This is a genomic window from Butyricimonas muris, from assembly GCF_046365375.1.
Taxonomy (GTDB): domain Bacteria; phylum Bacteroidota; class Bacteroidia; order Bacteroidales; family Marinifilaceae; genus Butyricimonas; species Butyricimonas muris.
Genome location: NZ_JBKEIT010000003.1, coordinates 515947 through 528950, shown reverse-complemented (window position 1 = coordinate 528950; position 13004 = coordinate 515947). Strand labels below are relative to the sequence as shown.

The 13004-nt window shown below is 51.8% G+C and carries 12 protein-coding genes and 1 other RNA gene; 3 read left to right on the top strand and 10 right to left on the bottom strand.

Going from position 1 to position 13004, the window contains the following annotated elements:
- Positions 1-98: 98 nt before the first annotated feature.
- A complete protein-coding gene (locus tag ACK8P8_RS07740; RefSeq protein ID WP_292267521.1) occupies positions 99-1250 on the top strand; it encodes a sigma-54-dependent transcriptional regulator in 1152 nt (383 codons plus the stop codon).
- Between the two features lie 180 nt (positions 1251-1430).
- Positions 1431-2627: a [FeFe] hydrogenase H-cluster maturation GTPase HydF gene (hydF, locus tag ACK8P8_RS07735; protein ID WP_369861008.1), complete on the top strand. Its 1197-nt coding sequence runs from the start codon at positions 1431-1433 to the stop codon at positions 2625-2627.
- 44 nt (positions 2628-2671) lie between these two features.
- Here hydF and ACK8P8_RS07730 read toward each other — a convergent pair whose 3' ends face one another.
- Positions 2672-3721 (bottom strand): hypothetical protein, encoded by a 1050-nt coding sequence (locus ACK8P8_RS07730; protein WP_369861007.1) that lies wholly within the window; start codon positions 3719-3721, stop codon positions 2672-2674.
- 415 nt (positions 3722-4136) lie between these two features.
- Between ACK8P8_RS07730 and ACK8P8_RS07725 the strand changes: the two genes are divergently transcribed.
- Positions 4137-4811: a hypothetical protein gene (locus ACK8P8_RS07725; RefSeq protein WP_410025717.1), complete on the top strand. Its 675-nt coding sequence runs from the start codon at positions 4137-4139 to the stop codon at positions 4809-4811.
- 97 nt (positions 4812-4908) lie between these two features.
- On the opposite strand, the gene ACK8P8_RS07720 is transcribed toward ACK8P8_RS07725, so the two are convergent.
- The 9 genes from ACK8P8_RS07720 to ACK8P8_RS07680 form a co-directional block, all read right to left on the bottom strand.
- Positions 4909-5805, bottom strand: coding sequence for an outer membrane beta-barrel protein (locus tag ACK8P8_RS07720; RefSeq protein ID WP_186975337.1), 897 nt, complete (start codon positions 5803-5805; stop codon positions 4909-4911).
- Between the two features lie 57 nt (positions 5806-5862).
- Complete coding sequence (locus ACK8P8_RS07715; protein ID WP_186975336.1) at positions 5863-6777, bottom strand: hypothetical protein; 915 nt, start codon at positions 6775-6777, stop codon at positions 5863-5865.
- A 12-nt stretch (positions 6778-6789) separates the two neighbouring features.
- Complete coding sequence (locus tag ACK8P8_RS07710) at positions 6790-7275, bottom strand: RNA polymerase sigma factor (protein ID WP_099292396.1); 486 nt, start codon at positions 7273-7275, stop codon at positions 6790-6792.
- Entirely contained in the window at positions 7268-8434 is a 1167-nt protein-coding gene (locus ACK8P8_RS07705) for a hypothetical protein (RefSeq protein WP_292267506.1), read from the bottom strand. The genes ACK8P8_RS07710 and ACK8P8_RS07705 overlap by 8 nt, the downstream gene beginning before the upstream one ends.
- A gap of 159 nt (positions 8435-8593) precedes the next feature.
- Positions 8594-9889 carry a glucose-6-phosphate isomerase gene (locus tag ACK8P8_RS07700; RefSeq protein ID WP_410025716.1) on the bottom strand — a complete coding sequence of 432 codons (1296 nt, stop codon included), beginning with the start codon at positions 9887-9889 and terminating at the stop codon, positions 8594-8596.
- 15 nt (positions 9890-9904) lie between these two features.
- Positions 9905-10492, bottom strand: coding sequence for a bifunctional nuclease family protein (locus ACK8P8_RS07695; protein WP_099292393.1), 588 nt, complete (start codon positions 10490-10492; stop codon positions 9905-9907).
- A 64-nt stretch (positions 10493-10556) separates the two neighbouring features.
- Positions 10557-11765, bottom strand: a complete 1209-nt coding sequence (locus ACK8P8_RS07690; protein WP_227214664.1) for an L-serine ammonia-lyase — start codon at positions 11763-11765, stop codon at positions 10557-10559.
- Positions 11766-11889: 124 nt separating this feature from the next.
- Positions 11890-12237, bottom strand: an RNA gene (gene rnpB, locus ACK8P8_RS07685) — RNase P RNA component class A.
- A 121-nt stretch (positions 12238-12358) separates the two neighbouring features.
- Positions 12359-12949 carry a YqgE/AlgH family protein gene (locus ACK8P8_RS07680; RefSeq protein WP_099292391.1) on the bottom strand — a complete coding sequence of 197 codons (591 nt, stop codon included), beginning with the start codon at positions 12947-12949 and terminating at the stop codon, positions 12359-12361.
- Positions 12950-13004: the final 55 nt, after the last annotated feature.

Here is a 13004-nt window from a genome sequence, read left to right as displayed (position 1 = left end):
AACTCGCCGAAGGCGAAAGTAACTTGCAACTTTTATCTTACCCCTTCCCATATCCAAAAATAAATACTAAATTTGCCGTGAGACAAAAAAGATGTACTATGACAAAAATACTTGTGATTGACGACGAGAGGAGTATCCGCAATTCCATGAAAGATATTCTCCAGTACGAGGGACACGAAATCGTGCTTGCCGAGAACGGCATGGAAGGACTCGTGGCAGTGAAATCGGAGAAACCGGATATTGTATTTTGCGATATAAAAATGCCCAAAATGGAGGGCATCGAAGTACTGGAACGTATCAAGGAGTTTTCCGCCGACACCCCGGTTATCATGATATCGGGACACGGAACGATAGACACGGCAATCGAGGCCATCAAGAAAGGAGCCTACGACTTTATCGAGAAACCGCTGGACTTGAACCGGTTGTTGATCACCATAAAGAATGCGACAGACAAACACTTGCTGATACACGAAACCAAAACGCTGAAAAACAAAGTCAGCAAGAAATACGAGATGATCGGTCAATCCGATGCGCTCAACCGCGTGCGCTCCATAATCGAGAAAGTGGCAGCCTCCGATGCCCGCGTGCTCGTCACGGGACCGAACGGCTGCGGCAAAGAACTGGTAGCCCACCAGTTGCACGAGCTCAGTCACCGGAAAGAAAGCACTTTCGTGGAAGTAAACTGTGCCGCTATTCCCTCCGAACTGATCGAGAGCGAATTGTTCGGGCACGAGAAAGGTTCTTTCACCTCCGCCATCAAGCAAAAGAAAGGAAAGTTCGAGTTAGCCACCGGCGGCACCCTCTTTCTGGACGAGATCGGCGACATGAGCCTCAGCGCACAAGCAAAAGTGTTACGCGCCTTGCAGGAGCAGAAAATAACCCGCGTGGGCGGTGACGCGGACATCAACGTTGACGTACGCGTAATCGCAGCCACGAACAAAAATCTGAAAGAAGAAATCAAGCGGGGTAATTTCCGGGAAGACCTCTACCACCGCCTAAGCGTCATCATCATCGACGTCCCGCCATTAAATCAACGGTTGGAAGATATCGAAATACTGGTTCCCCATTTCCTGACAGATATCTGCACCGAAATGGGCATCGCCCCGAAAAGCATCGACGCGGACGCTATCGACGCCCTCAAGGAGTGCGAATGGACGGGTAATATTCGTGAACTACGCAACGTCGTGGAACGGTTGGTCATTCTCGGCGGAAATACCATCACCCGGGAAGACGTGAAAATGTACAGATAAAACAGTTCATAAAGTTTATAAAGTTCATAAAGTTTATAAGGTTTATAGACCCCTGCGGGGCGCTTTGTCCACGGCAGCTTGAGCTGCCGATAAACACTGTCCGAAGAACTCCCGTTACTTTATGAACTTTATGAACCTTATAAACCTTACAAACTTTATAAACCTTATAAACTCTCCCCCATGGGCAAAGACAACAAACTACACATCATCCTGTTAGGTCGCCGCAACAGTGGAAAAAGTTCCTTGATCAACACCTTGACAGGCCAGAATATAGCTATCGTTTCGGACGTTGCCGGAACGACTACCGACCTCGTGAAAAGAAGCTACGAGATTCCCGGCTTCGCGTCGGTCATATTTATCGACACGGCGGGCGTTGACGACTCCGGCGCGCTGGGTGAAGCACGCATAGCGAAAACACGTGACGCCATCTCGCTAGCCGACATCGCCATCCTTGTCATCGCGGGCAATCAATTCGGGGAACACGAGCGGCAACTCGCCGGGCGTTTCAAGAAACAGAAACTCCCCTTCCTTATCATTCACAACAAAAAGGACGAAGCTCCCCTCTCGCCGGCATTGAAGGAACGCCTCGCGCGGGAATACAGTTGTCCGGTCATCGACTTCTCGACCCGCGACACGGATACCACTCCCGTTCTGGATGCCTTGAAAAGCGTGTGGCACGCGGAAAACGACAGCCCGCGATCGCTCGTCGGCGACTTGATTGCCCCGGGTGACATCGTGTTGCTCGTCACCCCGATCGACTCCGAGGCTCCCGCCGGACGCATGATCCTTCCACAAGTACAAATGCTCCGCGACATACTCGACAACCACGCCACCGCCATCGTCCTGCAACCGGAAGAGATCACCCGTTTCCTCGCGAATACTGGGATACGTCCCCGCCTCGCGATCACGGACAGTCAAGTATTTAAAAAAGTAGCGGCACTCGTTCCGCCCGAAATACCGCTGACAAGTTTCAGCATCGTGCTGGCACGCCACAAGGGGAACTTCGACGCTTACATGAAAGGTACTCCCCGGATAGAACGACTGCAAGAGGGCGATCGCGTGCTCATGCTCGAATCCTGCTCCCACCACGTGTCATGCGAGGACATCGGGCGGCACAAAATACCCCGTTGGTTACAGGATTACACGGGCAAAAACTTTCAATTCGATTTCATCGCGGGACTGGACGCCATCACCCGCCCCATCACCGACTACGCCATGGTCATCCAATGCGGCGGTTGCATGATCACGGGCAAACAACTTAAAAACCGCCTCCAACCTGCCATCGAAGCCGGCATCCCCGTCAGCAACTACGGAATGACCATCGCCTACCTGCACGGGATATTCCACCGGGCAACGGAGGTTTTCCAAACGAAATAAAGGTATGCCGAGGCATACCTTTATCATGTTTGAAAAGTTACATTTCAACCGCCCTCGTGCTTTTTCTTCAAGGTGAAGATCGTGTCGGCGAGTACCTGCATTCTCTCGTCGAATTGCCGGGCGTGTTCGCCGGGGGCGTCCTCGACACCGGACACGTCGTCGAGGATACTATCAAGAAGCGCATCCCTTTCCTCCGCGGCAACCGCCGCGTTCTCCCCGCTCGCTATCCTTCTCGCTTTCTCCTCTTCTCGTTTTTCTTCCTCCGCCTCCCGGAGTCGCTCGCGTTCGGTTGCCCGTCTTGCCAGTTCCATGTCGACGGCGGCATTCAGTTTATCAATCGCCCCGGCAAGCGGGAACTTCAACTTCATATCTTTAGCGATACGATTGATTGCCACAAGGTTGGAATCACCTTGCAGCTTGCACTCGGAATCGGACGTCGGTTTCCCGTTGGCGCGGGTGGTGAAAACGTAAGCGACAAGCGTGTCGAGATTGACGTTCGCGGGAATCGCCGTCGAGGTTGATCCTTCCTCCGATCGCGCGCGCAATCGCTGCACGATGCACGTTTTGCTCGTCGGGTCGTATAACACGCAATACCCCACGTCATCCGGGTTACGGTTTGTGCCCAACGTCGTGTCCGCTGCCTGCACGCAGGAAATTTTGCGCGCTTCCCTGTCGAGCGTCACGGTCACGGCAATCGGCGGCACTTTGCCCGCGGCAAGAATCAGGTTCGGGTAATCGATCAGGTAAGTGTATTGTTTCGACACGCTCTGCTCGGGATCGTACGGGGTTTCCGGGTCTATCTTTACCGCCGTTGACACGCCCGTCACGGCGTTCACGCCCACGAAACGGGAATGCCCGGAAGCCTCCCGCCCGGTGTACGGGAAACCCACTTTCGCCCCCGGCAACAGGTAACCGCCTTCCCTGCCCAACCCGCCGAAGGCGGCATCGTTCTTCGCCACGGTTTCGTTCAGCTTCACTTTCTTGTTCGACAAGAGGCGCACCACGGTCACACCCGGTTCAAACGGGTGGGGGTAATGTACTTGGTCAAGCAACGTGCCTCGCACGCTTGAGCATCCTACAATTCTCTTTCTCATAGTTTTTAATTTTAAACAGTTAATAAAAGTCCGGCACTAACCGTCCGGCAGGACAGGAAGTGCACGCGCATCTTTCCGCGATTTACAGGGAAGATTTATGTTCTTTTCCAATCACAAGTTAGAACTATTATTTTCATTTCCAATGGAATTTGATGTTAAATATTAATATTTTTTAATTCTTAATACCACTCTTTCACACGACTATGTAAAACACCATGTAAACAACACGTGTACAACAATATACAGCCTAAAACCGGTCGTATCCCGCGTGGCTTACTTATGCAGAACTCATGCAGAACTTATTAACAAGTTGATAACATTTTCTGATAAGTACTTTGTTAATTCAAAATAATTGTTTATTTTTACATGGTATGAGATAAAGAGGGGATTAGTGTAACCGTTTAATTCGATAGCCATGGGAAGAAAAAATCAATCTGACCCGACGCGCAAGAGTTTTATCCTGAACGGGATAAGATATTATTACCGGAACGATAAACTATGCGCCATGCCAGCCAAGCGGGAGAAAGTGGAGCGACCCGCCACGGAGAAACAACAAGTGGCGAGGGACGCTATGGAGATAACGGGAACATTTCCTGTCAACTTTTTCCGGCTCTCCCCGGTACTCTACTTCGCGTGGAACATGTACGGGGAGTATTTCAGCCTAACCTACTTGGATATTTTCAGGAAGCTCAATTATCCCGTGCTCGACTTGAAGTTGCAGGGCGTGGATTACTTTCCCGATTTCCACTTCTGCAAGGGCGATCTCGTGCCGCCGAGGGATACGCGGGTGAACCGCGAGGGGTGGACGTTTTTTCTCTACTGGAACGCGCCCGCCCGCGAGTACGGGCGGGCGAACCCGAATGACTCTCTGGCACTGGGATTTTTCTATGACTCGCGCCCCGATTCGCCGCAATTCATCATGACATCCTTCACCCGCGGCGAATGTTTCGCGCGAATCGCCCTCCCCGACTCCGCCCACCCGGAAACGGAAACCGTGCATCTCTACCCGTTCTTCACGTCGCCCGACTGGAGCGCGTACTCCGATAGCAGGTACGTGAAAGCAGAAGTTATCGATCTGGTGATCCCGTGATTCACGATTTATGATTCACGATTTCTTGATTTATGATTGGAGTACTACTTCGCTTCGGCAATCCTTCAATCATAAATCGTAAATCATAAATCATAAATTAAAACGTGAACCCTACCCCGATCGTGTACGGGTGCAATTCAGGGGATTTGCTCTTTTTAAACATGTTGGTCAACGTGTAGTTTCCCCAGAGGCACACGCCGTGATACCCGACATGTACCGTCCAATCGGCTTTCAAGGGAATCATGCCGTAGCTGTCCGAGTTTTTCTTCCGGTGCTTGTCGCCGTTCTCGTCCTTGTACACGATTTTCGTCTTCGAGTGAAGCCGCACGCCGCCGACAACCCCGGTAGACAGGTAAGCTCTCCGGCGCACGGACGCGGGGAATTGCCATTCCACGAGAAGCGGTATCGTCATGTAGAGCGTCTTGAAAGTGCTTCTTTTTGTGTTGCCGATTCCCAGTTCGTCCAAGGGAAGAGGGCGCAGCATACCGTGTTCGTCTTTACGTATCGTGATATCCCGGTCGAAACAAAGCCGTTGATACTCGAACCCGATTCCCGTCACCACGCCGAGAGTCCGCCGCTCGTTCAACCCCATGCCGTGGGAGAAGAGATTGAACTGCATGGCGAACGAATTTCCCCAGTCCAATTCCATGAAATCGTCCCCCCCGTACTTGGAATAGTCCGTGTTGGCAAAATTCACGAACCCGAGATAGAAACCGCTCCAGTGTCCCCGGAAGAGGTGCCGTAGAGCACGTCGGTTCTCCTCCCTTACCGTTTTCAAGGGAACCTCGGAATAGCGCCTCGGTCTTCTCCCCGACTCTCTCACCGTGTTGTCCCAGATAATCATTTCCGATTCCCGGACGACGGTATCGACCTTTTCGCTTTTCTGCCGGATCGTGTCCACGCGCCAGTTGTCGCGGATAACGACAGTATCTCTCCGTGCCGACACGGGCAGCACGCACACCATAAACATTACATATACAACCACCTTTTTCATATTCTTTTTCTTTAGATTATTTTCTTTTATCACATGACGGTTGAACACCCCCGATTGTTACAGGCGATCTTCATCTTTTTCCTCCCTGTTCCTGAATCGGCTCACCACGTTTCTTCCCGCGTTGACGATCGAGCTGAGAATATTGTCCGAACTCTCGAGATCGGGAGCGATGACGCGGAGCGGGCGGGGACGCTGTTCCTTCACTTCCAGCCTTACCCGCACGCCCTCGTAGGGGGAAACCAGCATTTCATTCGGTCGCGGCGGCAGTATCTCGGCGTGAACGACGATGTTTTTCGCACTCTCGATCAAGTTGACGGGTTCCACCCGTTCCGTCGGCACGGTGGGCGTCGTGACGGGAACGATATCAACTCGCGGCTTATCCTCTTGCCGGGGTTCCATCTTCTCCGGTTCCGTCACCCGCGCGGGGAGTTCCGGCAAGGAAACCGGTTCGGTTCGCGCCGTAAGCCGCGGCAGGCTGTCCGAGGAAAATTCCCGCTCCCTCGTGATATACAAAACAAGTACCACTGCAAAAATGGCAACCGCGGCGACTCCCGCGTAACGCTTCATCCAGACGATCACCGCCGGGTAACGACGCGTCGCGTCTTTCCTCCCGAACACCTGCCCGCGGTCAGGTTGCACCCGTGTCGCACGGTACGCCGCCACTTCCCTCCCGAATTCATCCTCCCCCGCGTTATCGCGTACCCATTGCCGCTCTTCCTCGGTTATCACGCCTTCCGCCTCAGCTATGGCATGGTAGGCAAGTTCCCTCGCGGATGCGTGCCGCTTCAATTCTTCCTTTTTCCCGAACACATCCCGTTCCGGTTGCAGGCGCACGCCGTCCATCCCGTCCAACAACTCCTCCAGATCGGGATTCGCCAGCAGAAACGCCCGCAACTCCTCGCGGCACTCCCCCGGCAGCACACCGTCGAGGTAATCCATGAAATAAATCTCGTAATTCTCTCTCGTTATCATATCTTCTCCCGCTTAAACGACCACGTCCGGTCGACGGATAAACTCCTTCATAAATGCCCTCGCCCGAAAGATGTACACTTTCACTTGCGATTCGTTCAGTCCCGTGATCTCCGCTATCTCTTGATAGGAATACGCCTCGTAATCCCGCAGCAGAACGACGGTTTTCTGTACCGGCGGCAATTTCGCCAAAGCCGATTCCAGCACCTCCCGCAATCCCGTGTAAGCGGGCGAGGTGTCCTCCACCCGGTCGCCGACGGACTCGATGTCCCCGAACTTGTTCTCGCGCCGCAGGATATCGATCATCCGGTGATAGGACGTGCTGAAGAGGAAAGCCTTGGCTTTCCCGTAATCGACGCGGGCGACCTCCTCCCACAGTTTCAGGTAACTGTCCTGCACGATGTCTTCCGCCATTTCCCTCGACCTGCACATCTTGTGTATAAAACGATACACGTCATCGGAGAACGCATCCACCGCCCGGTTATATTCCACCCTATTCATTACCCTCCTCTTTTGCCGGCAAGGAAACCCGCTTCACGTCGCGCCAACGGACGTACCTCGCTGCGCCTTTCGCGTCGAACACGAGTATGCCGTCGTTGTCAAAGGTCACGTCGCGCTCTTCACCCAACACCAGCTCGCCGCCGTTGCCGAGTTGCAGCCACGTGTACTTGTGATTCTTCGGCTCTATAACCCGGATATTCCGGAAAGGAATACGATACGCCACGTTACCGTTCCGCCCGTCCAACAGCTCGAAATCCATCGCCTCGTCCAGATCATACACCAGCACGCCTTCCAGTACCTCGCCCCGTTTCAGCTCCACCGTACCCCGTATCCGCCGGGGCGACATGAAATCACTATACTTCAGCAGGTTTACCTGATTCAACGGGATGCTTTTGAACGTCTTGAAATCCGCCCATCCCACGACGACCTGCCCCACGGACGGCATATTCACCACGATTCCCCGGTTTCTCTCGTCCACGTCATTCTCGCCCCACAGGACGAACTCCCGTCCGCTGTTCAACACCACCTGACATGAATTTCCCGACGACGCGATGCTTCGTATATTCTTGAAAGCGATAGTGATACCGCTCGTTCCCGAACGCCCGTCCAACACGTGGGACAACGAATTTTCGTCCCTGTCCCATTGCACGATGCCCGTGTACCGCCCGTGAGGTGTTTCCACCGTACCCGTGATAGGCGTATCGGCGGGTTCCCTCGCCGTGTCGGGGGCCGCGCTAAAAACAATCTCGCTGATAAGATCCCACGCGATAGCGGTTTCCTTGTCCGCCTCTATCCTCAAGCTGCCCCTGTTGCCGGATGGCAACCAATCCTCCAGTTCGATGATATGCCCGTCGCGTATCTCCAATTCGATCCGATTATCCCCGATCACGCGAATCCGCTTGATGTTCCCGAAGCGACAGGCAAACTGATGGGCGACAGGTACAACTTCGTTCACGTAACGGGTATAAGGATTTTCCGGCTTGGACGCGGAGAATATATCCGTCCAGTATAAATTCCTTCCCCAGTAAATATAACCGCTTACCGTCGTGTTCATCACGGTATATATCTCCCCGTGAATCCGGTAATCCTTCGCCTGTGCCCGGGTTTCCGCCACCCCGGTACAAAATACGACGCACGCTATCAGTAACTTTTTTAACATACAGAATCTTGTTTATCGATATGACGAACAAGTATAGTGAAAAGTTACAAAATAATTGAAAGTTGAAAATGGAAAATTGAAAATGAAAAACTACCACCCCTAGCCCCTTCGGTGTAAGGAGGGGCTAGGGGTGATAGTTTCTCAACTCGCCGAAGGTGATTACTTCCCGTACCCCGGTTTTCCCAGAAGCATGAACATATTATTCTTGTACGCTTCCACGCCCGGCTGGTCGAAGGTGTTCACGCCGAGGATGCCGCCGGATATGCCGCAAGCCAGCTCGTAGAAGTAGAACAGTTGTCCCAAGTAATATTCCGTCAATTCGGGTATCACGATACGGATATTAGGCACACCCCCGTCCACGTGAGCCAGTTGGGTTCCCAGTTCCGCCATCTTGTTCACTTCGTCGATGCGTTTGCCCGCCAGATAGTTCAATTTATCCAAATCGTGGGCGTCATAAGGCACCAGCAACTGGTGTTTCGTCTTCTCGACAGAGAGCACCGTTTCAAACAAATCCCGGCGTCCTTCTTGAATATATTGTCCCATGGAGTGCAGGTCTGTCGTGAAATCCACGCTGGCGGGGAATATGCCTTTGTGTTCTTTTCCCTCGCTTTCCCCGTACAACTGTTTCCACCATTCCGCCACGTAATGCAGTTTCGGGTTGAAGTTGACAGTGATCTCGATCGTGTACCCTTTCTCGTACAAGGCGTTGCGCACGGCGGCATAGGTGACGGACAGTTCTGCCCCGTTCTCCTTGCCGTACGTTCTCATGTCGGCGGCACCTTTCACCAACGCCCGGATATCATGCCCGGCAATGGCAACAGGCAGTAATCCCACGGGAGTCAGCACGGAGTAACGTCCCCCGACATTATCCGGGATAACAAACGTTTGGTATCCTTCCTTGTCCGCCAGAGCGCGCAAAGCCCCTTTCCGCTCGTCCGTGATCGCCACGATACGCCGACGGGAAACCTGCACCCCTTCCTGCCCGATTAATTGTTCTTTCAGCAAACGGAAAGCAACTGCCGGCTCGGTGGTGGTTCCCGATTTGGATATGACGCATATCCCGAATTTCTTGTCTTTCAAAAACTCCTGCAACTCGTACAAGTAATCCTCGCTGACGTTATGCCCGGCAAAAACGACCTTTGTACCGGAGAAGGCGTCGAAGCTGCCCGCCATCGACTCGATCACCGCCTTGGCTCCCAAGTACGAGCCGCCGATGCCGACAATGACCATCACGTCCGTTTCCGCCCTCAGTCGCGCGGCACACGCCTCTATCCGATCCAGTTCTTCACTCGTGATCCGTGCCGGAAGATCCAACCATCCAAGAAATTCACTTCCTTTACACGTTCCGTTTTCCAAGCCTTTCAATGCCTGTGATGCTTTTTCCCTTCGCGCGGAGATCTCTTTCTCTCCCACGAACGGCAATACTTTCGAGTAGTCAAGTTTAACGCGATTCATTGTTTCTGTATTTTATTATTCGCCTTTTCGAGATTTCAACAAATCCCTATACCGGGACGCATTCTCGTAATCTTCATTCTTTACGGCTTCTTCCAACAAACGTTGCAAATCTTCCTCCGTTAATTCCGATTCTTTCACTTTTGCTATCTCCGCCTGTACTTTTTCCAAGTGTTCTTTTATAATACTCGTGTCGGCTATAGGTATTGCCGTTTGGATAATCACCTCCCTCGTGATGTAAATCGGGCAATTGTAGCGCAACGCGAGGGCCACGGCATCCGAAGTCCTCGAATCTATCTTCAGTATCTCCTCCCCGCGACGGAAACGCAATTCCGAATAAAAGATACCCGCTTCCCAGTGATAAATAGAAACTTCTTCCAAGGTAGCTCCCAGACTATCTGCCAGATTCTTTACCAGATCATGCGTGAGGGGGCGTTGCGAATCGAGGTGTTCCAACTGTATGGCGATCGACTGCGCCTCCGCTATCCCGATAATAATGGGAATACGGAAGGCGTCGTGTTCTTCCGCAAGTACTAACGCGTATGCCCCCGTGGTCGACATACTCTGGTATGACAGCCCGAAAACTTTTAATCTGATTCTATCCATAAAACCTGTATCATTTTAGATTCTTGATCTACGAGTTTAAACCCGGCATGGTTTCCCCGCAAAATCACTTCTTCAACGGCGCCCTGTATATACGTGCCAATCCTCCAAGGCTTGTTTCCCTGTATTTTGCCTGCATGTCGCAGCCCGTTTGCATCATCGTTTCGACAACGTCGTCAAACGACACTTTGTGCCGCCCGTCGGAGAACAACGAGTAAATGGCACACTCCCGCGCTTTCTGGGAAATGAACGCGTTACGCTCGATACAAGGGATTTGCACGTAACCGCCTACCGGGTCACAGGTCAATCCCAAGTTATGCTCGAATCCCATTTCAGCCGCATACTCTATCTGCATCGGGGAACCGCCGAGAATCTGGGCGGCGGCACCTGCCGCCATCGCACAAGCCGTTCCCAATTCGCCTTGACACCCTACTTCCGCACCGGAAATAGAACCGTTAGTCTTCACGATGTTACCTATCAATCCGGCTGTCGCCAATCCTTTTATGATTCGTTTGTCACTTATGTTCTGGTCATGTTTCAAGAAATACAGCACGGACGGAACCACTCCCGCGGAACCGCAAGTGGGAGCCGTCACGATCTTGCCCCCAGCAGCGTTCTCCTCCGCCACTGCCAAAGCCGCAGCAAACACCATTCCCATGTGGCGCAAGGTTCCCGCGGATTGTTGAGCCCGCACGTGATACGAGCAAGCCTTGCGGGCTAACCGCAAATTGCCGGGCAACACGCCCTCGTTCTCCAACCCGTTGTGGATACTGTCCACCATTACCCGCCACACTTCCTCGAGGTAATCGAATATTTCCTGTCCCTCGTGCAATTCCACGTATTCCACAAAAGAACGCCCCTCGGACTTGCACCAATCCAAGATATCGGTCATCTTCGTGTCCGGGTATATGTCGTCCGAGTTGAAAGTCCCCTGTTCATCCCATAAGGCTCCGCCCCCGACACTATATACTTCCCAACGATCCGCAACCTCCCCGTTGTTCAACGCCTCGAACAGCATCCCGTTCGGATGATGCGGCAAGGATTTATCGGATTCCCACACGATTTCCGTGTCGTCGGGACGAGCTATCATTTTCTGGATTGCCACGTCCGTACCATGCCCCACGCCCGTGAGAGCCAAACTGCCGAATAAAGTCACCCGATAACGCTCCGCGTCGGGATTTCTCTCCTTGAAGAAAAGTGCCGCACGTCCCGGTCCCATTGTATGGCTGGATGAAGGTCCATACCCTATTCTAAATATTTCTCTGATTGATTTCACGTCCTCTATTTTAATTTCTTGATTTATGATTTCTTGATTTATGACTTATGATTTAACCGAAATGCCTATGCTTTTTTAATCGTAAATCGTAATTCATAAATCGTAAATTAATAAGTTTTAAATAAAAAAAGGCAGTTCTATAAGCCGGGTTCTGTACCTTTCGGTTTCTATCATTTATCTACTCCGCGAATCACTTCGCGGCTCTAGCGACCTACCCCCCGGCATCGATCGGGCAAACCTTAATTGCCGGTATACATGGTCTTGCAACTCGTGAGGCGTACGGCTACCCCGGTCGCCCGGGATACCGGTGGGCTCTTACCCCACCTTTTCACCCTTGTTCCGCGAACGGAACGGTTGTTTTCTGTTACACTACTGTATCCTTTCGAATACCTTCCCGTTAGGAAGCACGATGCCCTGCGTTGCCCGGACTTTCCTCTCTCCCTCGCGGGACAGCGATAGAACGAACTGCCTTTTATATTTATGATTTATGATTTTAGATTTATGATTCCCCCGCTCATGCTCTCCCTCTCGAAAAATCTAACCATCAAACCTTTTTTATTTTCAATTTTCAATTTTCAATTCTCCATTTTCAATTAGTTAAGAATCGGGTCTTCCGGGAAATTCGCCCACAATTTGTGCTTGCCACCCAAAGAACTCATGACCTGTTCCCATAGTCCGCTATTCGGAACGGTAAACAACACGTCCGCGGAAATCGTACCCACCATCCACGAGTTTTCTTTCAGTTCATTGTCCAATTGCGTTTCCGTCCAGCCGCTATAGCCGGCAAAGAAACGAATTTCCTCTTGCAATATCTTTCCGGCTTGTAACATCTCCGTCACTGCCTTAAAATCTCCGCCCCAGTATATCCCATCCGCTATCCGTACCGAATCGGGGATATCGTTTCTCCGGTGAATGTAATACAATTGGTTACGTTCTACCGGTCCCCCGATATACACCGGGAAATACACCCCATCCAATTCCTTCACCAATTCGGACGCCGTGTAAGGTAACGGCTTGTTCAAAACAAACCCCACGCTTCCCGAATCATCATGCTCCACTATATAGACCACGGAACGGTTAAAATACTTCCCCTCCAGAAAAGGTTCGGCAATCAATACCTTTCCAACTTCAACACGGTCATTATTATGACGTATCTGAAACAGATCCTGAAATTCCTTTTCCACTGGTTTTCGTTTTTACAAGTCAAATATATCACTAAATTTGTATCAATAAAGCGTT

Bases quoted from the DNA above. Each gene is read 5' to 3' on its own strand.
- ACK8P8_RS07740 (WP_292267521.1), top strand. From the start codon at position 99: ATGACAAAAATACTTGTGATTGACGACGAGAGGAGTATCCGCAATTCC.
- hydF (WP_369861008.1), top strand. From the start codon at position 1,431: ATGGGCAAAGACAACAAACTACACATCATCCTGTTAGGTCGCCGCAAC.
- ACK8P8_RS07730 (WP_369861007.1), bottom strand. From the start codon at position 3,721: ATGAGAAAGAGAATTGTAGGATGCTCAAGCGTGCGAGGCACGTTGCTT.
- ACK8P8_RS07725 (WP_410025717.1), top strand. From the start codon at position 4,137: ATGGGAAGAAAAAATCAATCTGACCCGACGCGCAAGAGTTTTATCCTG.
- ACK8P8_RS07720 (WP_186975337.1), bottom strand. From the start codon at position 5,805: ATGAAAAAGGTGGTTGTATATGTAATGTTTATGGTGTGCGTGCTGCCC.
- ACK8P8_RS07715 (WP_186975336.1), bottom strand. From the start codon at position 6,777: ATGATAACGAGAGAGAATTACGAGATTTATTTCATGGATTACCTCGAC.
- ACK8P8_RS07710 (WP_099292396.1), bottom strand. From the start codon at position 7,275: ATGAATAGGGTGGAATATAACCGGGCGGTGGATGCGTTCTCCGATGAC.
- ACK8P8_RS07705 (WP_292267506.1), bottom strand. From the start codon at position 8,434: ATGTTAAAAAAGTTACTGATAGCGTGCGTCGTATTTTGTACCGGGGTG.
- ACK8P8_RS07700 (WP_410025716.1), bottom strand. From the start codon at position 9,889: ATGAATCGCGTTAAACTTGACTACTCGAAAGTATTGCCGTTCGTGGGA.
- ACK8P8_RS07695 (WP_099292393.1), bottom strand. From the start codon at position 10,492: ATGGATAGAATCAGATTAAAAGTTTTCGGGCTGTCATACCAGAGTATG.